Origin of the sequence: Paenibacillus riograndensis SBR5, assembly GCF_000981585.1 — a bacterium.
Taxonomy (GTDB): domain Bacteria; phylum Bacillota; class Bacilli; order Paenibacillales; family Paenibacillaceae; genus Paenibacillus_AQ; species Paenibacillus_AQ riograndensis.
Map to the genome: position 1 here is coordinate 1,035,854 of NZ_LN831776.1, position 24,911 is coordinate 1,060,764.

Annotated in this window: 22 protein-coding genes and 1 riboswitch; of the genes, 12 read left to right on the plus strand and 10 right to left on the minus strand. The window is 50.5% G+C overall.

The window, feature by feature from the left end; translation table 11 throughout:
* Positions 1-39 precede the first annotated feature (39 nt).
* Positions 40-3,405, plus strand: a complete 3,366-nt coding sequence (locus PRIO_RS04500; protein WP_020430456.1) for a HEAT repeat domain-containing protein — start codon at positions 40-42, stop codon at positions 3,403-3,405.
* Here the strand turns inward: PRIO_RS04500 and PRIO_RS04505 are convergent.
* Positions 3,400-3,843 (minus strand): acetyltransferase, encoded by a 444-nt coding sequence (locus PRIO_RS04505; protein WP_020430454.1) that lies wholly within the window; start codon positions 3,841-3,843, stop codon positions 3,400-3,402. The genes PRIO_RS04500 and PRIO_RS04505 overlap by 6 nt on opposite strands.
* A 73-nt stretch (positions 3,844-3,916) precedes the next feature.
* Between PRIO_RS04505 and PRIO_RS04510 the strand changes: the two genes are divergently transcribed.
* From PRIO_RS04510 to PRIO_RS04520, 3 genes are all read left to right on the plus strand, one after another.
* Complete coding sequence (locus PRIO_RS04510) at positions 3,917-5,044, plus strand: ROK family transcriptional regulator (protein WP_020430453.1); 1,128 nt, start codon at positions 3,917-3,919, stop codon at positions 5,042-5,044.
* A gap of 221 nt (positions 5,045-5,265) precedes the next feature.
* Complete coding sequence (locus tag PRIO_RS04515) at positions 5,266-6,306, plus strand: NAD(P)-dependent alcohol dehydrogenase (RefSeq protein WP_020430451.1); 1,041 nt, start codon at positions 5,266-5,268, stop codon at positions 6,304-6,306.
* 583 nt (positions 6,307-6,889) lie between these two features.
* Positions 6,890-7,528 carry a glycoside hydrolase family 11 protein gene (locus PRIO_RS04520; RefSeq protein WP_020430448.1) on the plus strand — a complete coding sequence of 213 codons (639 nt, stop codon included), beginning with the start codon at positions 6,890-6,892 and terminating at the stop codon, positions 7,526-7,528.
* A 191-nt stretch (positions 7,529-7,719) separates the two neighbouring features.
* Here PRIO_RS04520 and PRIO_RS04525 read toward each other — a convergent pair whose 3' ends face one another.
* The 3 genes from PRIO_RS04525 to PRIO_RS04535 all read right to left on the minus strand — a co-directional run bounded on the left by PRIO_RS04525 (position 7,720) and on the right by PRIO_RS04535 (position 10,424).
* Positions 7,720-8,379: an RloB family protein gene (locus tag PRIO_RS04525; RefSeq protein WP_046501247.1), complete on the minus strand. Its 660-nt coding sequence runs from the start codon at positions 8,377-8,379 to the stop codon at positions 7,720-7,722.
* A 4-nt stretch (positions 8,380-8,383) separates the two neighbouring features.
* On the minus strand, positions 8,384-9,691 hold the full coding sequence (locus tag PRIO_RS04530) for an AAA family ATPase (protein WP_046501250.1): 1,308 nt from the start codon (positions 9,689-9,691) through the stop codon (positions 8,384-8,386).
* A 133-nt stretch (positions 9,692-9,824) separates the two neighbouring features.
* Positions 9,825-10,424, minus strand: a complete 600-nt coding sequence (locus PRIO_RS04535; RefSeq protein WP_197545387.1) for a CDP-alcohol phosphatidyltransferase family protein — start codon at positions 10,422-10,424, stop codon at positions 9,825-9,827.
* A gap of 83 nt (positions 10,425-10,507) precedes the next feature.
* Between PRIO_RS04535 and PRIO_RS04540 the strand changes: the two genes are divergently transcribed.
* The 8 genes from PRIO_RS04540 to PRIO_RS04575 all read left to right on the plus strand — a co-directional run bounded on the left by PRIO_RS04540 (position 10,508) and on the right by PRIO_RS04575 (position 19,144).
* The gene (locus tag PRIO_RS04540; RefSeq protein WP_020430442.1) at positions 10,508-11,221 is read left to right on the plus strand and encodes a response regulator transcription factor; all 714 of its coding nucleotides are present in this window, start codon (positions 10,508-10,510) and stop codon (positions 11,219-11,221) included.
* A complete protein-coding gene (locus PRIO_RS04545) occupies positions 11,218-12,315 on the plus strand; it encodes a sensor histidine kinase (RefSeq protein ID WP_020430441.1) in 1,098 nt (365 codons plus the stop codon). The genes PRIO_RS04540 and PRIO_RS04545 overlap by 4 nt, the downstream gene beginning before the upstream one ends.
* A 106-nt stretch (positions 12,316-12,421) precedes the next feature.
* Entirely contained in the window at positions 12,422-13,705 is a 1,284-nt protein-coding gene (locus PRIO_RS04550) for an IS91 family transposase (protein ID WP_331709845.1), read from the plus strand.
* Between the two features lie 536 nt (positions 13,706-14,241).
* Complete coding sequence (locus tag PRIO_RS04555) at positions 14,242-15,153, plus strand: ABC transporter ATP-binding protein (protein ID WP_020428880.1); 912 nt, start codon at positions 14,242-14,244, stop codon at positions 15,151-15,153.
* On the plus strand, positions 15,150-15,857 hold the full coding sequence (locus tag PRIO_RS04560; RefSeq protein ID WP_039788582.1) for an ABC transporter permease: 708 nt from the start codon (positions 15,150-15,152) through the stop codon (positions 15,855-15,857). Before PRIO_RS04555 ends, PRIO_RS04560 begins: the two co-directional genes overlap by 4 nt.
* Before the next feature lie 17 nt (positions 15,858-15,874).
* A complete protein-coding gene (locus PRIO_RS04565) occupies positions 15,875-16,615 on the plus strand; it encodes an ABC transporter permease (RefSeq protein WP_020428878.1) in 741 nt (246 codons plus the stop codon).
* Between the two features lie 198 nt (positions 16,616-16,813).
* A riboswitch (cyclic di-AMP (ydaO/yuaA leader) is annotated at positions 16,814-17,001 on the plus strand.
* 192 nt (positions 17,002-17,193) lie between these two features.
* Positions 17,194-17,700, plus strand: coding sequence for an NfeD family membrane protein (locus PRIO_RS04570; RefSeq protein ID WP_167345580.1), 507 nt, complete (start codon positions 17,194-17,196; stop codon positions 17,698-17,700).
* A gap of 10 nt (positions 17,701-17,710) precedes the next feature.
* Entirely contained in the window at positions 17,711-19,144 is a 1,434-nt protein-coding gene (locus tag PRIO_RS04575; RefSeq protein ID WP_063822386.1) for a flotillin family protein, read from the plus strand.
* A 41-nt stretch (positions 19,145-19,185) separates the two neighbouring features.
* Here PRIO_RS04575 and PRIO_RS04580 read toward each other — a convergent pair whose 3' ends face one another.
* The 6 genes from PRIO_RS04580 to PRIO_RS04605 form a co-directional block, all read right to left on the minus strand.
* The gene (locus PRIO_RS04580; protein WP_141639112.1) at positions 19,186-20,622 is read right to left on the minus strand and encodes a Sapep family Mn(2+)-dependent dipeptidase; all 1,437 of its coding nucleotides are present in this window, start codon (positions 20,620-20,622) and stop codon (positions 19,186-19,188) included.
* 10 nt (positions 20,623-20,632) lie between these two features.
* The gene (locus tag PRIO_RS04585) at positions 20,633-21,637 is read right to left on the minus strand and encodes an aldo/keto reductase (RefSeq protein ID WP_020428870.1); all 1,005 of its coding nucleotides are present in this window, start codon (positions 21,635-21,637) and stop codon (positions 20,633-20,635) included.
* 11 nt (positions 21,638-21,648) lie between these two features.
* Positions 21,649-22,014, minus strand: coding sequence for a tautomerase family protein (locus PRIO_RS04590; RefSeq protein ID WP_020428868.1), 366 nt, complete (start codon positions 22,012-22,014; stop codon positions 21,649-21,651).
* 179 nt (positions 22,015-22,193) lie between these two features.
* Entirely contained in the window at positions 22,194-23,027 is an 834-nt protein-coding gene (locus PRIO_RS04595) for a MetQ/NlpA family ABC transporter substrate-binding protein (RefSeq protein ID WP_052741415.1), read from the minus strand.
* Positions 23,028-23,069: 42 nt separating this feature from the next.
* Positions 23,070-23,747, minus strand: coding sequence for a methionine ABC transporter permease (locus PRIO_RS04600; protein ID WP_020428863.1), 678 nt, complete (start codon positions 23,745-23,747; stop codon positions 23,070-23,072).
* Positions 23,732-24,685, minus strand: a complete 954-nt coding sequence (locus PRIO_RS04605; protein WP_020428861.1) for a methionine ABC transporter ATP-binding protein — start codon at positions 24,683-24,685, stop codon at positions 23,732-23,734. The genes PRIO_RS04600 and PRIO_RS04605 overlap by 16 nt, the downstream gene beginning before the upstream one ends.
* Positions 24,686-24,911: the final 226 nt, after the last annotated feature.

The following is a 24,911-nucleotide window of genomic DNA, read 5'->3' on the forward strand; positions in this document are numbered from 1 at the left end:
ATGGTTTGTTGAGATCAGAACAGGTGGAGGAGGGAACTTATGATTTTCAGAAAAGATCCACTGGATAAAAAGAGCTTGCTCAAAGAATTAGACTCACTGGGATATTCAGACAGGATTAAAAAGATAGCGGTTCTAGGCCGTGACCATAGAGGCTCAACCGAGTATTCCGGGCTGCTGTCTTCCTTACTGGAGGATGGTGCCTATGAAGGACGTCTTGCATTAGCCGGGGCTGAAGTCACAAAGGATGCTAATGTTGTTTTGTCAGCCTTGCGGCATCCTATGGCAAGTGTCAGAAATACGGCAGCGGGGCTTTTGGCCAAAGTGGCTTCAGATACGGATATAGAGCGCGAGCTTCCCCATTTATCACAGGATTGCCGCCGAAAGCTGCTGCGCAGTGTTTCTTTTATGAACCGTCAAGAACTGGCGGAGCGGCTGCTGCCTGTGGTGTACGCCCGGTGGGGAGCGGAGGAGGCAGTCATTGTACTACCGGCATGCAGGAAGGATACGGTCAGTCAATGGCTTACAGAGATCGGTTATGCCCTAAAAGACTGGAACAAATTAGCCGGCCGGCACCCTGACGCGGTTGCTGAGTATTTCAAGACGACTTTAGCAAACACACCGTTTAGGGAACAAGGTTATGTCTGGTGGAGGTTCTCCTCAGCTTTTGAAATTTTATGCCGGACAAAGGCAGAGGTAGTGCTGGAATGTGCAGCGAATCATGGACCCATGGGTATCCTGCATCCTGCGCTGAAGAAACAGCTTAGTACTTTAACCCGCACCAACCCTGATGCGGTGTACAGGCTGCTGACACGGAAGGAGTCGCGAAGCGACCTGATTTCGCAGGGTATCCCTGACGGGGTTCTAAAAAGAAGAAGCTATTTATCCTTAGATCAATGGATGGAATTAGCCAAATTACTCGCAGACCGGCCTGTGCATATAGCGAAAATACTTCAGCATCTTGCGCCTTCCAGCCGTAAAGCAGTTTTTGATGCGGTGTATGAAGAAGGTAAACGCCAGGAACGCATTTTTCCGGAAAAATTGCTGTATGTGCTGCCGCATGCCTTACGCGACAAGGAAGCCGCCCGGATGCTTGGCCTTCGTGAAGTCTCTGATGACCGGGACCGGATGCTTAGAATTACGGCTTGCCGTTCAATACATCATTCAAGAGAGAAGCTTGAGCAAGCGGCACAGGTATCCAACGCAGACGAACGCGCAACGGCGCTTATGCAGCTGATCCGGAGTACGGTTCTGTCGAGACAGGGGATGCATGAAACCTTGGTGTATTTGGACCGGATCAAAAATGACCAGGACCCTGTCCGGGGCGCAGTTTTTAAAGAGCTTTCGGATAGTCCTGCGTCTGCGTTCACGGATGCCCATGTGCAGGATCTGACTTTGCTTGTAGATAGTGTTATGGATGCCAGGGATACTTCATATGGTACCCGATTCTCCGTTCAACAATTGGCATTTGCCATTCTGCGCCATAACGCATCGCATCCTCACGGTGAGCTGTTCAAGTTTTCGTTGAATACGATCCAGAAACTGGCTAAGCAGAGCGGACAGCTTGCCCTTCCATCCTTGGAGAAGAATGTACCCCGGGGGATAGAAGGAATTCTTTTCGACGCAATCTATACATTAGCTGCACAGGCCAACCGGCGGGAAGACTACAATCTGGTGCTCAGCCTGGCTAACTCATTCGGCAAAAGAGGTTATGGCATCATCAAACTTCAACAATTGTTAAAGGAAGCAACGCGGGCCAAAACAGATTCGACAGCCATACAAGCGGCCAGACATTGGCTTGCCCCGCATGACACACGGGATGAAAGAGTTGGGGAATTACTGGCTCTGGATAAATCGTTCATTACCATATATGAAGTGTTCCAACATCTGCACCGGAAACGTCAAGAATGGCTGGACCCGTATATTTCGGGTGCTGTGATTAAGGGCAGGTTTTTATCGGGCAAAACCATTTATCCAGTGCCTGCTGCGGACGGATTCAACAGGTGGCTGCCGCGCCAGCAGCAATCTTTAAGCTCATTATTGGGCAAAATTGCATTCGATGCCAAACGCAGCCTTTCAGAGCGTTCCAGAGTGATTAGGATCATGGGAAGTATGCCTGACCTTGGTCCGGATCAGTTACTGGAGCTGATTCACGATAAGGAAGTGCCTGTAGCAGAAGCTGCGCTTCATGCCCTTTCACTTAAGGAAGAACCGGAGAAGGCGCTGCCCGTTCTGCTGGAGAATCTGGATGGGGACCGGGCCCGTGTAGCTATGTACTCGATACCGAGATGCATCCGCAGAGTGAATCCGGTGTTGCTGGCTTCAATGCTTAAGGAGCTGTTACACCGGGACAAGCTGAAAGTTACGGTCCGAAAAGAGGCCATCCGGCTGCTGGGGGCTTATAGAAGCAGTGACAGCATTCCGCTATTGTTGGAGGAGTTCGAAAAACCAAATGCCCATAAGGATGTAATTATTGCCATAGGGCATGCAGCGAGACAGCTTTTGGACGATGAACGCAGCTGGACTATTTTAAGTGCAATGGCTGCTTCACTAGAGAGGGACATCGCGGTCAGTTTATTATCTCAGCGGCCTAATGATCTTCCGTTAGACTATAGACCGCGTTATTTAGCATTAATCATTGAAATTGCAGGTCATCCGGATACGTTTGTTGGCAGCTTTGCATTCAGCAGTATGATGCAGTGGACCAATGGAAATGAAGAAGTCATTGCAGCTGCCACTGCTCAGGCGATTACGGACTTGGAAGACAGCAACAGGTGGAAGTTTGCCATGAACACGCTGATCGAAACATGCCGTGACGGGAAGGTCAATGAAGCTGTAATCGGCGTTTGTCAGAAATTGGCCAATACGGTCATAAGCGATGAATGGAATGCAACGGCCACAAGAGATTTGCCTCACCGGCAGCGTCTCATGCAACTGATCAACGAGCTGATCGCTTTGCCCAAAAATACACGTATACACCTTGTACCTTTGTATATGGGCCTGATTGACTGTCTGGCATATGATGAGACTTTACATCAAGTGGTGATGAGATTGTATATAGCAGCAATAGATTGGAATAATGTGGAGGGATCCGTCGCTTATCTCCATCGGATGGTCGATTGTATTACAAATCAGCCACAACTGTTAAGCGATGCCTATAAGCAGATCACGCATAACTTACAAGACAGCACAGGCTATTGGAATCCGGAAACCCTGCTGGAAATTGTAGATCTCCTGGGCGCTGAAAGAGGTTATGAACATCAATATATTGGACTTTCTGTACTTGAAGCTGCCGGAAGTGCTTTATTGTGGAGTCCGGAGTGTGCCGGCCGTTTGAGGCTGTATAGGAATCACACTAACATTGCCGTCCGCTCACTTGCGCTTAACATTTGGACCCACAAGCTATGATAACTTCATATGCAAAATAGGAAAAGGCTGGCCTTGCTCATCCCGTTCAGACCGGTCAAATACCCGGAATCCCAAATGCTCGTAGAATCCGATTGCCTGGGGATTTTGTTCATTCACATCAACGTAAAGCACGTTTAGTGTCTGGATGGCATAAGTCACGAGCTGTTTTCCTATGCCTCTTCCCCTGACGGCGGGGTTTACAAACAGCATTTCAATCTTAGTATCCTGAACGCCTATAAAGCCGAGATAATGATCCGAATCTGTATAAGCCAGCAAGTGGGGAATTTGCCGGATACCTTGAATGACCAATGGGCTTAATGCTGCAATATTCTGTTCGGTAAGGAATAGATGCGTAGCCCGCACAGCTGTTTCCCAAATATACAACAGTTGATGCGATACTTCCTCATTTCTGTCTGTGATCCTATGTATCGGGTTCATATGTTCCACCTTAACCGTTTTCTTTTGAGTATAGTATTATTAAAGTACATTTGCAAAAGCCGGAGGGTTTGTAATGGCGACACACCGCTTGAACAGCATGGAAGTAAAAAAGATGAACCGTAACGCCATTTATCGATATTTATATCACCGTGAAGCTACTTCCATCCAGGAGATTGCGCAGGCGCTCAATCTGAGTCTTCCTACAGTTACCCAGAACATTAAGGAGCTGCAGGAAAGGGAGCTGATCGTGGAGACCGGGTTGTTTCAGTCCACCGGAGGCAGGAAGGCGAAATCGATGGCTTGCAACAGTGTGGCGGGATACGCAATCGGGCTGGATGTGACCCGGAATCATGTCGGCATTGTCATCATTGACCTGAGGGGTACAATCATCAAGCATGTCAGGAACCATTTTCCCTTTGCTAACACTGAAGTCTACTTTAAAAGCGTGGGCAAGCTGGTGGATGATTGTGTGGAAGAAAGCCGGATTGACAGCAGCAAAATTCTGGGAGTCGGGATTGCGCTGCCCGCCATCCTCTCTGATGACCGCCAAACGGTGAACTATGCCACCGTCATTGACTTCAAGGGGGGGAGCATCCGGCGTTTCGCCGAATTTATCCGCTATCCCTGTATTCTCAGCAATGATGCGAACGCAGCCGGCTTCACCGAATTGTGGGGAGAAAAAGACATCCATAATGTAGTCTATCTCTCCCTTAATAACAGTGTCGGCGGTTCAATTATCGTCAATAATCAGATCTATACCGGGCAGAACCACAGAGGCGGGGAATTTGGTCATATGACGATCATGCCTGAAGGCCGTACCTGCTACTGCGGGCAGAAGGGCTGCGTGGATGCCTATTGCTCAGCGAGAATTCTCTCGGACAGCACGCAGGGAAGCATTTCCGAATTTTTCCGGCGGCTGCGGGAGGGGCATGAGCCGCAAAAGGCAATCTGGCAGGAGTACATCGGCTATCTGGTGATCACGGTTAACAACCTGCGGATGCTGTACGATTGCGATGTGATTCTGGGCGGCTATGCCGGTGCTTATATGGAGGAGTATATAGATACCCTTCAAGGGCTGGCGGCCCAGAAGAACACCTTCGAGCGGGACGGCACATATCTCCGGGTCTGCAAATACAAGCTGGAGGCTACTGCCGTGGGAGCCGCCCTGGAGCTGGTAACAGAATTTATTGACAGCATCTAGATTGTTGCCGAATAGCGTGAATCTAACAGAAACAGTATACTCTTGTTCTACCGCTCCTCCGGAAGAGAGTGGCGCCGCGTTTGCGGCTCCACCCTCAGCCGGGGGAGTTTTTAGTGTTTGTGTTGACTTCAAATCAAATCGGACTATAATCTTATTTAGATGGTTTTATAAAAGTATATTATTAATGATTAGATGCTATTGTCCCTGAGGAGGAATATCTTATGAAGAACAGAGCTTTTTATATGACGGATCTGAAGAAATTGGAAATGAATGAAATCGGCATGCCCAAGGCCAAAGAGGGCGAGGTTATTGTCAAACTGGAGTATGTCGGCATTTGCGGTTCTGATGTCCACTATCTGGAGCATGGCCGGATCGGTGACTTCGTTGTCGAAGGCGATTTTATTCTGGGGCATGAATGTGCCGGAGCAGTGGTTGAACTGGGCCCCGGGGTGAAGAATCTGAAGGTGGGAGACAGGGTCGCGCTGGAGCCTGGAGTCACCTGCGGCCAGTGTGAATTCTGCAAGAGCGGAAAGTACAATCTCTGCCCGGATGTGAAGTTTCTGGCTACTCCGCCCTACCACGGCTGCCTGATGGACTATATCGCCTTTCCGGAGAACATGGCCTTCAAGCTGCCGGACAACGTGTCTTCAGAAGAGGGAGCGCTGGTGGAGCCGCTGGCAGTGGGACTGCATGCTGCGGCCCAAGGCGGAATCAAGCTGGGTGACCGTGTCGTTATTCTGGGGGCCGGCTGCATCGGGCTCGTAACGCTCCTGGCCTGCAAAGCTTACGGGGCAACAGACATTGTGGTGGTGGATATCATTGAAAAGCGGCTGGAAGCAGCGAAGAGGCTGGGAGCAACCCGGGTAATCAACGCTAAGCAGGAGAATGTCCGGGATGTAATATCCCTGCTAACGGACGGCCAGGGCATGGACAAGGTGATTGAAACCGCAGGGAGCGAGCATACCGTTAAGCAGACGCCCTATCTGGTCAAAAGAGGCGGAACGATTGTCCTTGTGGGCCTGGCGGCCAAGGATATCATCGATTTTGATTTTATGCAGATTATGTTCAAGGAGGCTGACATCAAATCGGTGTTCCGCTACCGCAATCTGTATCCTGCCGCCATTGGAGCGATCGCAGATGGTAAAATTGACGTCAAGGGCATCGTGACGCATGAATTCAGCTTTGAGGATACCCAGAAAGCCTTCGATTATGTGATCGATAATAAGCAAGAAGTGGTGAAGGCTGTGATTCGGATGGGATGATGCACCCGAGTTACATTTTCAGGATTCCATAATGTTTAGCCGTCCTAACCGGGCGGTTTTTTGCTGTGCGAAGTCAAATAACTGAAAAAATATGGGATAATTCTTTAATTTGGTAATGTAAATGAATGCGCTTACTTATTATAATTTTCTATATGTAAGACGCAGTTTGTCTTGCATTGTACTATATAAATTGAACTTGAAAATATTACAAATAAGGGAAAAGTGGCGGAGGAGAAGTTTGGAACTGGAGGAGCGGTAGCGTCCGCCTTTGTCTGCGGATTTCCACCGCGACAGCGGTATAAATCAAGAAATCTGCAGACAACAGCGGCCGGAAGTCCAAACATTCTCTGGAGTCACGACCAATCCCAAATAGAAAAGTCACAAGTTCAATTTATATAGAAAGAGAAATTTCTTCTCAGGATAGAGGCTGCAGTCATGGGCTTACGGATTCAGGACAGAGGTTAGAATATGACTGCCAAGAGAATCAACTGACTCAAAAAGAAAAGGGGTGATCTAAAAAAGGATATTATTCAAATCGTATACAGGTGAATAATTACAAATTAAAAATTCGGGGAGGTAAACGATGTTTAAGTTCAATAAGAAAATCATGACGTTAGTGATGGCAGTTTCCATGAGCTGTACCGCTTTGTTCGCAGCAACCGCCAGCGCAGCAACGGATTATTGGCAAAATTGGACTGATGGCGGCGGGACAGTTAATGCTGTTAATGGCAGTGGCGGAAATTACAGTGTCAACTGGTCTAATACGGGGAATTTTGTTGTGGGCAAAGGCTGGACCGTCGGGTCGCCCGACAGAACTATCAATTACAACGCGGGTGTCTGGGCACCGTCCGGCAATGGATATTTAACACTCTATGGATGGACGAGAAACTCACTCATCGAATATTACGTTGTTGATAGCTGGGGCACTTATAGACCTACCGGAACGTACAAAGGCACAGTGACGAGTGATGGCGGCACCTATGACATCTATACAACAATGCGCTACAACGCACCTTCCATTGACGGCATACAAACATTCCAGCAGTTCTGGAGTGTGAGACAGACAAAGAGACCGACCGGCAGCAATGCCACTATCACTTTTGCCAACCATGTTAAAGCATGGGCGAGTAAAGGAATGAATCTGGGAAGCAGCTGGTCTTACCAGGTGCTGGCTACAGAGGGATATCAGAGCAGCGGGAGCTCTAATGTAACAGTGTGGTAACAGTTCATCTGCAAGCAAGGCTGACGCGCACCTGGCCGTATCCGGAAGGTTGAGCAGGTTTTTAATCATTAGTGTTTCTAAGGCTGTCCGGCTTCATAGCCGGCGGCCTTTTTTCACAGAAACCCTCATTACGGGGGCTAATGGTTACCGTTTACCGACAGAAGCGGAATGGGAGCGCCTCAAGTGAATTGTCAGAGTAGTCCACAGTCCTTCAGCATTTTTTCAATGGATTCATGAACAAGAAGCGAGGGATTCTCCTTGTAGTATCTATATCCTTTGTACTCATGCAAGGTTAATCCGGCTTCTTCATTTTTCCGCATGATATTTTTCGCCCGGGTTATTGCCACTTTTACATCCTCTAAAGATATTTTTCTGAGGACTCTTTTGAAATTCCCTTCTTCTTTATAGTCAGAGAGTTCCGCAAAGTCTTCTTCATAAGCGCCGTTTATCCATTGCAGGTATTGTCGCCTATGGGTAAGCGCTGTATTGCAATTTCTTTTATGCAAAATCATCCAAAGCTCGAAAGTAAAATTACTGTATCCCAATTTGTATTTTATTTGCTTTTTGAAGGTTGAGGTCTTTTTAAGTGCATCTAACGTTTCTTTAAATTGTTTCGTATGAACCGCTTCACTACTCTCATAATCAAACCAATGCGTAATGACTGTTTCGCTGAGAACGGTTAGAGATTTTGCACGCTTAACAGGATCTTTTTCTTTTTTGCTGTCAATGGACACTGTATATATTGCTGCAGGATCGCTATTAATTAAATGCTTTATCCAATCCAAATACCATTTTTCAGTCTCCCCTTCTACGGAGAAATAGTATTTTTTATTTAACTTCCTGGCAACCATCCGATTACAGCTCCCTTCTGGTCTCCAGTAATTTTTCAAATACAGAGGTAAAGTCTACATCTTTAATAGCGCCATACTGGCTGATGAAATAATTTTTCATATAATCTCCACCCTGACGGACGGCCTTTTCACCAGAAGTTCCAAAATCGGATAAAGAGTAATGGATGCTGCTGAACGTTTCTTCATCGCGCTCCACAAACTTGATCTCATCCCGCCGAAACAGGTTCGAGTTAAGAAATATAGGATTATGCGTGTTGAAGATAAGCTGTGCATTTTGTGTGTTCAGATCATCATTGTGGAAGATGTTCACAATACTCATTAATGCCATGGGGTGCAGGGAAGCGTCGAATTCATCAATAACCAATGTGCCTCCGCTGAGCAGAGCATCTATAACAATAGGGAACATATTTACAAAACGAATGGTCCCGAATGACTCGAAGGAGTCAGCTTGAACAATCCCTTTGTTATCCAAAATCGAATATAGCTTCGGCTCAGAATCTTCATCCGAGGAATGATAACCAAGAGCGTTAGAATTGATTCCGAAAATGCGGGCTGCATCGTTGATGGTTGTATTGATGTAAATGGTGTCTTTCTTAGAAGTTGATGGTCTGGCTTGGAGAGCGTCTGCCCGGCAGAAAACCATGAATTTATCCTCAAGCCAATTTGTAATGATATTGACCAGCTTTAAACTGAACATGGCCTTAAACCCGTTCATTAAAAACAACTCATCATCGATTAAGTTCTTTTTAGCTAAATTTCTCACACTATTTTCATTTTCCTCAAATCCGTTGATCGCATACTTTCTGATAAGGTTTGTATCGCCTAAATCCAATGAGGGATTTCTGGAAAAAATCAGCTTTTCGTTTACACGTAATACTTCGCTCAGCACTTTGCGATTATAGCCTTCCTCTAAGAAACTCCCTAGATCGAGGGATAATTTGTACTCAAACATAAGCCCGCTGTCGGTAAACCTAATGCTAAAGTCGACTGGAGTCTTACTCTTGTCCGCACTGTTGGGGATCAGCTCTAGAGTGCTTGCTGCTGCATTTGATTTTGATTTTTTGTCCTCATTTCGGATGTGTCCTCTTAGAATAATGCTTTTCAGGACATCCATTGCGCCGATGATATTTGTTTTGCCTGATGCATTGGGCCCATAAATGACTGCTGAGCTTAATCCTTTGTATTCTTTTGATCCAATTTTCTCTTTTAATAAGCTATAGTCTAAGCCTTTTTGCTTAGGGGCAGGGGTCAGGGAGAAGATAAGCTCATCTTGAAAGGATTTAAAGTTTTTGGTTCTGAACTCAAGCAGCATGAAATCACCTCCATTTTGCAGTTTTTATGCAAATTACAATTACAATATATGCTTTATTATGGAGTGAAGTCAATTTTTATATACGGTTTTGTTAAAAAAACTCAAAATCAATGATATCAGTCGACGACGACTCTCACTTTCTAAACATCCACCCCGCGTCATCCCTTAACAGCTCTTTGGATTTTATATTGATCAGCAGTTCTTCTATGGCCGAGCAGCTGGCTAATCCGCAAATTATAATGGAGGTCGTGGTGAGTCCGGATATACTGTACAGAAACGGGAAACTGAATAGCGCCAGTCCTGTTGCCTTGTTGGCGTAGGTGTGCAGAAAAGATAATGCGTGGTATTTTACATATCCGACCAGCAGTGAGCCCAGGCGAATCAGAGCAATCGCAGCTATCCAGCAGATGACCCACAGGGAGAGCTGAAGGATCGGAAGGAAGACAACCAGCAGAACGGTTATAAAAACAACATCTGCGACACTGTCTAAACTGGCCCCTAAAGAACTGGTGCTGTTGGTCTTTCTTGCGACATATCCATCGAGCACATCACTTGCCCCGCATATAAGATACAGGCCCAAAAACATGGCGGATAACGGTTGCAGAGCGAGCAGCAGCAGAGAGCACAGTATCCTCAGGGCAGAGAGTATATTGGGTATATGCTTTATTCGTCCCACCTCATCACACGTGGATTCTATGTATCGGCCGGCAATTATTACAGCATTGGCGTTCATATTATATCATAGGCGTTATCGTTCATGAGGAAGAAATCCCCATTTTGCAGTATAATCGGAAAGGTAATGGAGGGGAAAAGACAATGAACGACACGATATTGATCATAGAAGATGAAGCAGGAATTGCCTGCATGCTGGAGCTGCTGCTGTCGAGGGAAGGATATTCTTCCGTCCTTACTGCATCTACCGGGGCGGAGGCGATGAGCCTGCTGGACAGCCGGGAGCCGGATATTATTTTGCTGGATGTGATGCTCCCGGACTGCAACGGCTTCGAGTTGTGTCTGGAGCTGCGCAAAAAAACAAACGCCCCGGTCTTATTCCTGACTTCGAGGGCTGCCGATTATGACAAGCTGACCGGATTTGCGATGGGCGGGGACGATTATATCACGAAGCCGTTCAACTCCCTGGAGGTGGTGGCGCGGATCAAAGCCCAGCTTGCCAGGAAAAGGCTGTATCAGCAGGAGGCTCCGGCCGCCTGTTACGCTTTTGCTGATTTTGAGATCAGCAAGGATACCGGCGGGCTGACGGTGCGCGGCCAGCAGGTTCACTGTACGGCTAAGGAGTTCGCGCTGCTGCTGTTTTTTGCCGAGCATCCGGGCCGGCTGTTTACAACGGCTCAGCTCTATGAACAGGTCTGGGGCCAAATGCAGCTGGGCGATGAAAAAACGGTTGTGATTTATATCTCCAAAGTCAGAAACAAAATAGAGCGGGACCCGAAGCAGCCCCGTTACATTGTTAATTTCCGCGGGTTAGGCTACAAATTTATTCCCGACCCCGTGCCGGGTGGACAAGTATGAAAGGGGTTCTTCGTGTTGGTCTGCGGCTGCTGCTTTTTCTGCTGGCGCTGTTCGTAGGTGCTGTTGCCGTCTGGCTCGTCCTGTTTATTCTTTTTCTTTTTATGCGTGATCTGGTTCCATGGCTGAAGGGATTTCGGTACATGCAGTTTCAAATCTGGAGCTTCCTGGCTGTGTGCTTGGCTGCGCTTGCCTTCTATCTGTGGAGCCTGATGAAGCCGGTTTTTTATATGCTGACCTGGCTGAAGCGGCTGGCACAAGGTCACTATGATGAACCTTCGCGGAGCAATTGGCGCGGCCGCCCCCTTTCCGGAAATCAGCTCAAGCTGCCTTATACTCTTTTTAGGGAAATCATCGGCCAGATGTCTATGTTGACCCTTGCGCTGCAGCGTGCAGAGAAAGAAAGACGCGAATTGGATGAGAAGCGCAAAAGCTGGATTGCGGGCGTGCGGCATGATCTGAAAACCCCGCTGGCCTATATTCGCGGTTACAGCTCCATGATTGCGGCTGCCGACCAATATCAGTGGTCCACTGCGGAAATCATCCAGTTCGGCTCTCTAATGGAACAAAAGACGATCCAGGTTGAGCAGCTGATTGAAGATATGAATGCTTCCTACCAGCTGGACGGCAGCGAGGGCCCGCTCTCACGGGAGTCTACGGAGATGGCAGGATTTATCCGGCAGATTGTTACCGATGTCGCCGATCATCCGCTGGCTGCACAGCATACCTTTGCCTTCAATACGGCCGGGGAGAAATGCCTGGATATCGACCAACGTATGATTCGGCGGGCGCTGCACAACTTGCTGTGGAATGCGGTGGTTCACAATCCCGCGGGATGCCATATTGAAGCTGAAGTATACTGGGATCAGCATGGACTGACGGTTGAGATCCGCGACAATGGGACGGGGATCGATGCGGAGACGCTGGAGCGGCTGAATACTGCTGAAGACAATGTGTTGTCGGCGCGGGCGAGATTGGCGGGCTCCGGCCTGGGCATGGCGCTGGCAAAAGGTTTTGTAACACGGCATGACGGCACAATGACGGTACATAGCAAACCGCAGCAAGGAACTCGCATCACTCTTTTTTTTCTGTTTTGAAAGCAGGCCGGACCCCACTTTTGGGGTGTTGGCCTGTTTTTTTATTGTTTAGGAAATTATGCAATGCAAAAAAATGTGGATAACTCCGATGAAAAAGGTAGGAGGGATGAACGTGAAGAACCAGGAGACGTGGAAGAAACGAGGAATCATCCGGCAGATTCTAAAAGATCACTTTCATGGATTCATGGAAATGCACGGACATCACTTGCCCAAAGGACTTCATAGCAGCATCACGGAAACCGTGAATAAAGCGATACGCTGTGGCACACGGGATATGGGCTATGCCAGATATGAGTGCAAGGGATGCACGAAGGGAGCACCGGAGCCCGTGTTTATTTGCTTTACCTGTAAAAGCCGCTTTTGTCATGGATGTGGGAAGAAATATACGGATGAATGGGCGGAAAAGCAGCAAGAGCGAATCCTAAATGTACCTCATCGTCACATGGTATTTACGGTGCCGCAAGAATTGCGCAAGGTATTTTTTCAAGACCGACACAAGTTAAATGAACTGAGTAAGCAAGTGGCCAAGGTCATTCAATATTATTACCGGCGGAAAAACAAGAGCAAGAAATATGAAGTCGGTGTCATTACAGTGATTCATACGTTTGGAAGAGATTTAAAATTCAACCCACATATCCATACATTAATCACAGAAGGTGCGCTAGAGCAGAACAAGGAGTGGAAAAAGGTAGAGTATATCTCCTATGAGTACTTGCGGAAAGCGTGGCAGAAGCTACTTCTGGATTTAATGATGAAATGGTATCCGAAGGAAGAATGGATAAAGGGACTGGTGAATGAGCTATACCAGCGTTATCCGCAGGGGTTCTACGTAAATGCGGAGCAGCGGATGAAAGATGCCCGGGGAGCCGCGAAATATATAGGGCGTTACTTAGCGCGCCCGGCGATTGCAGAGTACCGTGTAGTCAGCTATGACTACCACAAGGTACACTACTGGTACAAGGATCACCGAACAGGGAAACGGGTGGACGTCGTGTCGCCAGTAATGAAATTTATCTATGATTTGGTCCAGCACATCCCCCCGAAGCATTTCCGGATGGTGGGCCGCTATGGTCTATATAGCAGAGGAAAAAACAAAGAGTCGCAGAAGGTGATTAATCTGTGGCGGTTCATGGTACATAAACAAATCGAAATGACGTTTCCTGCGGAAGAACGAAAGAAAAAAAGTTACCGCCAGCGGATGTTGGAAAGCTACGGGCGAGACCCGATGCGCTGTCCATGCTGCAAGCACCGGATGTTGCTTGTGGTGATTTGGCATGCAGAATATGGGCGAATTTATTATTATGACGAGGAGCGAGAATACGCAAACCAAAAGAAATGGGGGATGAGAAAAGGTGGGAAAAGTACGAGGACAAAAGAACGAACAGGATAACCCGAGCGAATGGGATTTGTGGGAGCCATGGGAGGAAGAACCTGAGGTATGGATTGATTATGTCTGCGTAGAATGTGGGATGGTAGATCCTGTCCCTGAATTTATAGTGGCAGAGTGTTCGTATGAACTTGAAGCTGGAGCATCCCCGGAGTTCTTCTGTCCGGTTTGTAATGGAACCTTGGTGAGAAAAGAAGAGCCAGCGGACAAATGACCGTTGGCTAGAAGGTTATTCACCCGCCAGGGTGATTTTGTTCTTATTTAGGAAATTATGATTTCCTTTTCTTGTGGATAAGTTGTGTATAAAGTTGGGGATAAACAACTTTGGACGAATTTATAACGAACGGTGGCAGAATACGTCAAAGGCCGGTTTGCCCGGAAACAACGGCAGAAATACCGTTGTTGAAGCGTCGAAGGCTGCTCCATGCAAAAGTCTCGCTTTGAGGGGGAATTTTTACTTGATTTTTACTTTTCTTTACCCCGCTGCTACTTCCAGCGGCTATTATAGTCTCCATATTAAAGATATGAGGTGACAGGAGATGCCGCAACTTATAGTGGAGACCAAAGGGCTGACCCGCCGCTTCGGCGAACAGGTGTCGGTTAATGAAGTGAACCTGGAGGTTCCCGAGGGAAAGATCTACGGTTTTCTGGGGCCGAACGGTGCGGGAAAAACTACAACGATCAAAATGCTGCTGGGATTGCTCCGCGCAGATGCCGGGACGATCCGCATGTTTAGCCAAGAGATGCCGGAGAACAGTCTGGACATTTTGCGCAAGGTAGGCTCCCTGGTAGAGAACCCGTCCTATTACGGCCATCTGACCGGGTACAAAAATTTGAAAATATTGAGCACATTGCTGAAGCTGCCTGACCGGCGCATCGGTGAGGTATTGGAAATTGTGCGGCTGACGTCAAGCGCGGACCGCAAAGTGAGCGGATATTCCCTTGGCATGAAGCAGCGGCTCGGCATCGCAGCAGCCCTGCTGCGGGGGCCGCAGCTGCTGATCCTGGATGAGCCGACCAACGGCCTGGACCCCGCGGGCATCCAGGAAATACGGCATCTGATGCTGTCGCTGGCCCATGATCAGGGGATGACGATCCTGCTGTCCAGCCATCTGCTGAGCGAGGTGGATACGATTGCAGATGAGATCGGGATTATCAGCAGCGGCCGGCTCGTCTATCAGGGGGCTTTGGAATTGCTGGAGCGGCGGAGGGGCAAAGTGCTGGAATTTGCCGTGGAGCGCCCGGAGGAAGCACTGCGCACGCTATTGCTGCAAGGATTCACCGTGGAGCGGAAAGGCAATACGCTGTCGGTTGCGGCAGAGAATGCCAGTATGACGCAGGCAGAATTGTTCAAGCTGCTGGGCCCATACGGGATTATGAATGCACGGGAACACAGCAAATCGCTGGAAGAGCTGTTCATGGAGCTGACCGGAAAGGGAGTAAGCTTATGATGTGGCGGGCCCTGCGGGCCGAAGGCATGCGGCTCAAACCGGCAGCCTGCTGGCTGCCGGTTATCAGCTCCGGGCTGTTCATCGCATTTATGGCGCTGGAATGGTACCTCTATTTCAAAGGCCCGGCAGGGGTATACGGCGTGTTTAATGTGATGTATATGTTTCTGGGTTTCGTGATGCTGCTAAACACCGCATTGCTCGCTGGCATGATTGCCGGTGTGGAACACGAATCCAACAGCTGGAAGCAGCTGTTGACCCTGCCTGTATCCCGCGCTGTTTTTTATTGGGCCAAGGCGTTGTGGGTTCTTGTCCTGCTGCTCTGTACTGCCTTGCTGATTATTGCCGGACTGCTTCTGCTCTGGATCTGCTACACCTCCGAACCGCTGCCGTTCCAGTTCCTGATCAGGCAGATCGTGTACAGCTTTCTCGCCTCAGCTGCGGTGCTGGGGCTGCAGATGTGGCTGTCGATCCAATTCTCGAACCAGGCCATTCCGATGTCCATCGGCTTATTGGGCGCTGTGTCCGGCCTGTTCATCGCGCGGGACAGCAGCGCAGCATTGTGGACCTGGGTGTGGCCATGGGCCTATCCAACCCTGTCCAGTCCATTCATGGCGCATCCCGGGAGGTGGATTGGCATTAGCGCAGGCCTGGGAGTCATGCTGCTGGCCGCCGGGACCCTGCATTTCAAAAACAAACAATTCTGATTAACAGAGGTGTGATTATGGAATATTTGATGAAAGCCGAACGAATGAAGCTGCAGTATCCCGTCATCTTCATCCTGATCCTTATTGGTGCGCTAGGAACGGTGATGCTCGGAATCAATAGTTTAGATTCAGAAAATTTTGCCGGCTTCTATGTGCGCGGCTGGAAAACCTTCTATTTGCATATGGCCAGCTTTCACGGCTTGTTTTTATATCCGCTTTATGCCGGGGTGCTGGCTTCTTTTATCTGCCGTTATGAGCATATTAACGGGGGCTGGAAACAGCTGTTTTGTCTGCCCATTCCCCGTTCCCGTGTCTATTATGCCAAATTGGGGACGCTGATGCTGCTGTTGGGTTTAATTCAACTGCTTTTTGCCGGTTCCTATCTGCTCGTGGGAGAACTGCTTCACTTGGGGAATGATTTGGATGTTGCCGAATTGATCACCGGTACGGTTGGGGGCTGGCTGGCTATCCTGCCGTTTGCGGCGCTGCAGTTATGGGTGTCCATGCGCTTGAAGTCGTTTGTGTCCTCTCTGGTTTTATCGGCTTCGATTGTGATAGCCAATATTGTGCTTACCGGGCTTCATGCTTCGATCGGTGCCTGGTTCCCCTCCACAACGGCCTATTACGCCATGTACCCAAGGGGAACCGCTTTGTCGCCCCGGCTGGATGTGATCCCGTTCATTCTCATTGTAGCCGCCACCTCTGCTGCGTACATCTGGGCGGGCCGCCGTTCGCTTGTGCGTGGGGCTCGGTTATAGAGAAGTATAGCGGTGCCTCACTGCTTTCGAGAATTGGAGCAAAAGAGAGAAAATCACCGGCCGCTTAAGAGCGAAACCCAAGAATGCGCCTTCATTCGTGAAGTGGTGGCATTTTTGGCTTCTTTTGTCACAAGCAACGTTTTACATTAAACGGCTACAGGCGTAAGATTCAAATCAGCAACCGAATGAAATATAACTGTTCTCAAATGGCTGAATTCCGGTACTGGGAACGGGGGAACCAATGGTGAATGCGGCTTTTGCTGGGATAGCTGCCGCTCATCCGGGGTGAATCCTTGCAGCGTGCTGACAAGCCGCTTCTTGCAGGGTAGGGCAATCTCGCTGCCCGAATCCGTCAGCTAACCCCGTAAGCCTCGAAGAGAGAGGATGAGCGCCATGATCGATTAACCGACCACGGAGAGCCCTGCCGCTTCTGTGGTCTTTTTGCTGTGCAGGCGGGAAGGCGATCTGCATGAGAAACTGAAAATCGTATAACAACGAGATTTAGAGTATTTGGATACTATCTAAACTGCTTAAAAGGAGGGATAGTTATCGTTACTGTATTTATCGTGTGCTTCTGGGTGGGACTATTGCTCCTCCTCAGCGGCGGATTTCATGGGCATGGCCTGGCGGGCCATCTGCATGCGGGAGGCGGCGATGCTGGTGGTCCGGGCTTTGTGCCTATCCTCCCTCTGATGGTGTTTGTCACGGTCTGGGGCGGCACTGGTTATGTGCTTACCCGGTTCAGCGGAATAAATATGCTTGCCGTATTGCTGATCGGCACCGTGGTTGCCTTGCTGGTCGGCTGTCTGATGTATGCGGTGCTGGCCCGGGTGATGACCCGGTACGACAACAGCATGAATGAATTGGATTATGAGCAGGCGGGGCAGCTCGGGTATATCAGCATTTCTGCAGCGGATGGAGCAGTTGGAGAAATGAAATATGTGCTGCATGGAACGATGCGCTCCATTGGTGTGCGGGCAGAACCCGGGCAGCAGCTCGCCAAGGGCGACAGGGTGATTATTTTAAAGGTGGAAAAAGGAATGGCGTCTGTGACCCTCTTCGAGAGGGAAAGCGGACAATTATAAATAACGGGGAGTGTCGAACCGGATGGTTATGCTCTATTTAATCTCGGGAATTGTTGTTGTTATCCTGCTGGCTTTGTTCAGTATCGTGAATGCTTATAAAAAGGTTCCGCCCAATCAGGCAATGATTGTCTACGGCCTCGGCGGAAAAAGAGTGGTTCAGGGCGGCGGGACGTTCGTCATCCCCGGCTTCCAGAACAATAAGACCATCTCCATGATGCTGATGAGCTTCGATGTCATCCCGGCGCAGGCGATGTTCTCCCAGCAGGGTATCAAGCTCAACCTGGAGGCGGTGGCCCAGATTAAGATAAAAAGCGATCCTACCGCTATTCTGACAGCCAGTGAGCAGTTCATCGACCGGCCGGAAGAGGACCGCGAGACGATTATCCTGCATTCGGTGGAAGGCCATTTGCGCGGCTTGATCGGACAATTGACGGTGGAGTCCATTCTAAAAACTCCCGACGAAATCAACAGCAAGATGCGGGAGACCTGCTCGGAAGACCTCGACAAGATGGGGCTTGAGGTAGTCAGCTTCACCATTAAGAAAATTACGGATGACAAAGGGTATATCGACAACATGGGGGTTCCGGAAATTGAGCGCATCCGCCGCGATGCCAGCATCGCCAAGGCAGAAGCGGAACGCGATATCCAGATCAAGCAAGCTGAGGCGGAGAAAGAATCCTCGATTGCCAAAGCCAACGCGCATCAGGCCACCATTGAAGCGGGAACCGCCGCCCGCGCCAAGGAATCTCAGTTCGAGAAGGAATTGAACATTAAGCAGGCGGACTTTAAGCTGGAGACAGAAGTGAAGAAAGCACAGGCGGATCTTGCGTACGAATTGCAGCAGAACAAAATCAAGCAGTCGCTGGTTACCGAGCAGGTCAAGATCACGCAGATGGAAGCGGAGGCTAACCGGACTGTCCGGGAAATCGAAGTGGAGCTGAGACAGAAGGAGCTGGAGGCAACGGTAATCAAGCCGGCCCAGGCAGAGAATCAGGCTACAATTATGAGAGCGGAAGCGGCCAAGCAGCGGCAGATTCTTGAAGCGGAGGCAGAGGCGGCCACGACGACCAAGCGGGGGCTGGCCACAGCGGAAGCCGAGCTGGCGAAAGGGAGAGCCAACGCGGAAATTGTACAATTGGCTGGAGCGGCGGAAGCGGGAGCGCTGGAAAAGAAAGCCGAGGCGTACAAACAGTTCACGCAAGCCGCACTTACAGTGGAATTTCTGAAGGTCCTGCCGGAATTGGCCGAGAAAATCGCCTCTCCGCTGGCCAAGGTCGATAAGATTACAGTGATTTCCCAGGATGGAGCTTCATCCGGCGTGAACAAAATTACCAGCGATATCGCCAAAATCATGACCCAGGTTCCTGAATTGACGCAGACGCTTACCGGCATGAACGTGACAGAGGCGCTCAGCGGGCTGCTCGGGCGGGATAAGGAGCAGTAAAAAAGAGAACCACCGGCCGGAAAGGCCGGTGGTTCACACTGTTAATGTTGTGCGTTCTCTTCGCTTAACAGCCCGTCTATCACAAGCACCGCCTTAACATAAATCAGGAAGGCATCCCATACGGCCTCCAAATTCATGGCCTCGTCCGGCTGGTGGCCGCTTCCTCTTCCGGCAGGAAAGGGGGAAGGCTTATCCCGGCGCAGAGGGCCGAAGGCTGCTGCCCGCGGCAGCCATCTGGCGTGGGTAATGCCGCCCATGGCATAAGGGGGCTGGCTGGTGCCAAGCTCCCGGTTGGCCAGATCGCATAAAGCCGCCGCAATGGGATCGTCCGGGGCGATATAATGCGGCGGGCTATCCTCCGTGCGGGTCAGCTGCATGCCGTAACGGTTGGCTGCCTCTTCCAGCAGCTGCTGTATCCCGCCGATCTCCTGTGTAACCCCGTAGCGGATGTCGCATAACAGCCGAAGCCTGCCGTTTTCCATCTGGACGGCTGCATTGACTGTGGTTTCTCCCGACACGTCACGGAAGGCGATGCCGAGGCCATGCCCGTAAGGGTTGGCGAAGCATTCCTGCACGAATGCCAGCGCCCGCAGCGTCCGGCTGCCCCGGACCAGCCCATGGGCGGCAAGCGCGGCAGCCAGCTTCACGGCGGCGTTGTCCGTGCCTTCGGGAAAGGCGGCATGTCCCGCTTTGCCCGAGGCCGTAATGCGGACACCCTCCGGCAGAACCTCAACCGTGAAGGAACCGGGCAGCACCTGTCTTGCATGGTCCGGGTCCACGTCCCGCAAGATTGCCGAGGCGGCAGCGGGAACCACGTTATATTCGGTCCCGCCGTTGAAGGCCAGCAGGTTGCCGTCTGCCGCTTCACCTTCGAAATCCGCACGCAGCATTCCCTTCTCGGCAAAGCACAGGGGGAAATAGGCGTCAGGCACAATTCCGAACAGTGGAGGTTCATGCCGGGACAAAAAGTGGCGGATATCGCGCATGCCGTTTTCCTCATTGCAGCCGAGGAACAGATACAGCCCATGCCGGAGGGGCAGCCTGCTTTCTGCAAAAAACTTCAGCACATACAGCGCGGCAACAGCCGCCGCTTTATTATCCATGGCCCCGCGTCCCCATAGGAAGCCATCCCATACAAAGGGGTCGTAAGGCGGGAAACTCCAGCCTTCGCCCTCCGGCACTACGTCCAGATGGGCGAAAAATCCGATGCTTCCCCGCTCCGAAGCTGCTAATGCCCCTTTGACACCGTAGCCGTCAAAGTCCGTCACCTCCAGCTTCTCCCGCTGCATGAGCCGGATAGCTTCATCCAGGACGGTTCTGCAGCCTTCGCCGAAGGGCTGAGTGCTTCCGGGCTGGTAATCCAGGCCTACGCTGCGGATGCGGATAAGCCCTTTGGCATCCTCGATCATATTCTCCTGGTTCGCCTCAAGAAATTCGGAAATGCACCTGTCCAGTTCCTGGCTGCTAATCATCTCCATAGCGCTTGCCTCACTGGCCTTGCCCGGCAGCCGCAAGATGCAGCCGGTTAAGCAGGCGGTCGATTTCCTCTACAGCGCCGTCCGGGAAGCGGAAGTCCGCTCCGGCCAGGTTTTCGTGCAGGTGGCGTTCCTTGCGGATGCCCAGAATTACATTCACATGCTCATGCCTGGCCTGCAAATAAGCGACTGCCAGAGAGCTGGTGGAGATGCCGAATTCCCGCGCCAATGCCTCAAGCTCCCGGGCGAAGTCAACGGCCAGCAGGAAAGCCTCCCCCTGCCACCAGCGGTCGCCCCGGCGGGGGTCGTCTTGGGGCAGTTGATAATCCTTGCCGATGTGCCCGCTCAGAAGGCCCTGGGCCAACGGGGAATAGGCATGGAAGCTGATGCCGTTGTCCTTGCAGAGAGGAAGCACATCCGCTTCTGCCTCTCTGGACAACATATTGTATTTCTTCTGCACAATGGAAATCTCTCCGTGCCTGATATAGCTTTGGATATGATGGGGCTCGCAGTTGGAGGCACCGATGGCCCGTATTTTCCCTTCCTTCTTCAGCTCCATCAAAGTACCGATAGTTTCCTCAATAGGTGTCAGGAACGGCTCCATGGCCGGGTTATGGGTATAGTAAATATCGATGTAATCTGTTCCCAGCCGCCGCAGGCTTTCCTCTACTTCAATGCGGATGACCCTGGGGCTAAGGTTGCGCTTGACCCGGCGCCCCTCCCAGGTGAAGCGGTAGCTGCCTTCCTCATCGCCCCACCACAGACCGCATTTGGTAGACAGGATTACCTTGTCCCGTCTGCCCTTGATCGCTTGTCCCACGATTTCCTCACTGTGGCCGAAGCCGTACACGGGTGCGGTATCGATGCAGTTGATGCCCGCATCCAGTGCCGCATGGATGGCCCGGATGGATTCGCCATCGTCCGTGTCCGGGAACTGGAAGCCCCCTCCCATGCCGAAAGCACCTAACGTCAGGACTGAAGCCTCGATTCCGCTGCTGCCGATTTGCATTGTTTTCATAGCGCCGCTCCTTAAGCCTGGACCTGGTCGAGCCGCAGCTGGCCGCCTACACCCACATTTTCATCTCCGTGTTCCTTAATAATGACAATGGTCTTCACATTCACCCCGGCCAGTACACGCTCCGCTGTAAGCTGGATGTTGCGGACAAGGTCCCGCTTGGCTTCCACAGGTTTGCCCGGGGCGGTGTACACGAAGAAGGTAATTTCCTCGTAATCCTTCGGTGTGCTGTTGCTGCGCGGAAACTCCTGCAGGGTGATGGATTTCAGGTGAGGCGGAAGCCGCAGAGATTCCGTTACGGCAGTGCCGATTTCCTCTACAAAGCGTTTTTTGTCCGCGTCATTCAGGGAGGTATTTGCCACAATGATTACAGTTGCCATTTGGATCAGTTCTCCTTTTTTAAAATATAATTTTTATGCTTCACGCTATAAATTATCCTTCTATTTCTCGCTGAAACGGGTACCTGAAAGCGATACGAAGTATCGCTGCTTCGGAAGCATAAGCTTTTTTAAGGACGGCATAGCCGTTTCTACTTGTATGAGATTTTAGAAGTGCCGGGTTATGAGTTGTAAGGCTTTTTCACACCGCTATAGGTTTTTAGCAGCCAATCCGCATACTCCTTGGAGGACAGGATGTTCACAACCTTATCCAGCCATTCCTTGTTTTGATCCTCTGTGTCTTTATTGATTGCCAGAACGATGCCCCCGTACTGCTTGTAGACCTCTGGGGTTTCCTGAAACAGCGCCGTATCGATGGTGACCTCGGGATCTTTCATTTGATACACGGTAATGGAGGGAGCGGTCATGGCATCCAGATCGGCAAATGCGCCTACCCGGCTGCGGGGGTCAATCTCTACGAAATTGAGTTTCTTCTTGTTTTCCGTAATATCCAGCAGTGTTGGCAGCTCCACACCCTCGCGGAGCTTGATCAAGCCGTTGGCGGCGAGCAGCTGCAGCTCCCTTGCCCGGTTGGCGGAATCGTTGGCGATGCCGATTTTGGCGCCTTCCGGCAGGCTGTCTACACTTTTGTGCTTTTTAGATACAAAAACCACAGGAGTCGTATAGATATTGGGACCATAGGTGATCAGGTCCGTCCCGTTGCTTTGGTTGAAGCTGTTCAGGTACTTCTCATTCTGAAAGTAGTTGGCGTCAATTTCCCCTTCCGATGTGGCGTTGTTCAGCGCAATGTTGTCGTTAAATACCTTCACCTCAATGTCATAGCCTTCGGTCTTCAGCTTCTCGGCGACGTAATCGATATCCGGCTGCTCACGGGCGATAACCCCGATGACGATATGTTTGGACTGGCCACCGGAGGCGCTTTTGCTGCAGCCCGCCAGCACCGACAGGGCAAGGACGAGGACCAGCGACAGGGCGGTGAAGGACGTTTTTTTCATAAAAGCATACCTCTTTTCTTAAGATGGGTTTGGAATAAAAGCTTATTTTAGCTTGCGATAGAGAAAATTGCCGCCGAACTGGATGAATTGCACGATAATAATGAGAATGACCACCGTGCTGTACATAATGGTATCGTTGAAGTTCTGGTAGCCGTAGGTCAGCGCCACCGCTCCCAGGCCTCCAGCGCCCACTGTGCCGGCCATGGCGGTAAAGCCCAGCAGCGAAACATACCCTAAGGTCAGATGGGATACAATGGACGGAATGGATTCACTCACAATGACATGGAATGTAATCTGCCAATCAGAGGCGCCAAAGGATTTGGCAGCCTCGATAAGGCTGGGATTAACTTCCTTGAAGCAGCCCTCCAGAAGTCTGGCGATAAGCGGAGAACCCACAATGGTTATGGAGAAAATTGCCGCCGTGGTTCCGATGGTCGTGCCCACCACTAGCCGTGTCAGCGGAATGATGGTAATGATAAGAATGATAAAGGGCACAGAGCGAAGCACATTGATCACAGCGCTTATGGTTTCGTACACTAACCGGTTGGGCCTGAGCCCGTTCACATCGGTGGTAATAAGAATAAGCGCCAGCACAAAGCCGAAGAAGGTACAGGTGACGACTGTGCCGCCCAGCATGATGAGCGTGTCGCGCAAGCCGGGCACAATGATGCGGTCCAGAATGGTCTGGAAATCGTACTGGTAAATTACACTCTCCTCCATTCTGTATCCGTATCCTCAAGAAAAGCCTGTGCCTTGGGGAAGTCATCCTTGTCCACTGCAAGGGTAAAAGCTCCCGCGATGCTGTCCGCATACCGGTCAAGCCCGCCCCATACAACCTCGAAACGGATTCCCGTGGCTGTGGCGAACCGCGACAGCAGGTCATTCTGACCTGGCCTTTGTACCATCTCAAACACCACCTTGTCTCCCTGCTGCCCCATACCGGCCGACCCGAGCAGCTCGGCCAGCGTCTCAGAGCGGCCCAGGAAAATATCCTGCACGGAACCCGATATCTGCAGCTCCCCCTTGCTTAAGAGAGCCATATCGGTGCAGACCTCTTTCACTACCTCCATCTGGTGGGTCACAATCACGATGGTAATGCCCAGCTCCCGGTTGATTTTCTTCAAAAGCGCCAGGATGGACTTTGTAATATTGGGGTCCAGGGCGCTGGTGGCTTCGTCACACAGCAGAATCTTCGGATTCATGGCCAGGGCTCTGGCAATGGCCACCCGTTGTTTCTGGCCCCCCGAAAGCTGGCTGGGGCGGGAGCGGATTTTGTCCGTCAGCTCCACCAGCCGCAGCAGCTCGTGAATACGCGCATCAGCTTCCGCTTTCTTGTAGTTGTAACACTTCATCGGGAACATGATATTTTCATATACGGTCTTCCGCTCCAACAGGGAAAACTGCTGAAAGATCATCCCAATGCCACTGCGGAATTTGCGGAGTTCGGCGCCATGCAGACTGCTGATGTCCGTACCGTTCACCCGCAGGGTCCCCCGTTCGAAGGTTTCCAGCCCGTTGATGCAGCGCAGCAGCGTGGACTTCCCGGCGCCGCTTATGCCTACAAGACCATAAATATCCCCGTCCCCGATGGTGACATTAATGCCTGAAAGTACAGGCTTGTCCCCGAAGGATTTGTACAACTCTTTGATTTCGATCATGGCACAACCCCCTTCACCATAACAACCGGATAACCAGACAACACAAACAACTGACCCTCCGCAGCTTTCCGGATAATAAATCTTGCCGAAACAGTCCTTTTTCCGTAAAATTATATCGATCTAATTTTGTGAGAAAAAAATTTTGTTCCGTCCGGAATTAATAGTCTTAAATGCACATAAGTTTACTGGGGATAATGGTAGCAGGTGCCTGTGGCCCTGTCAATAC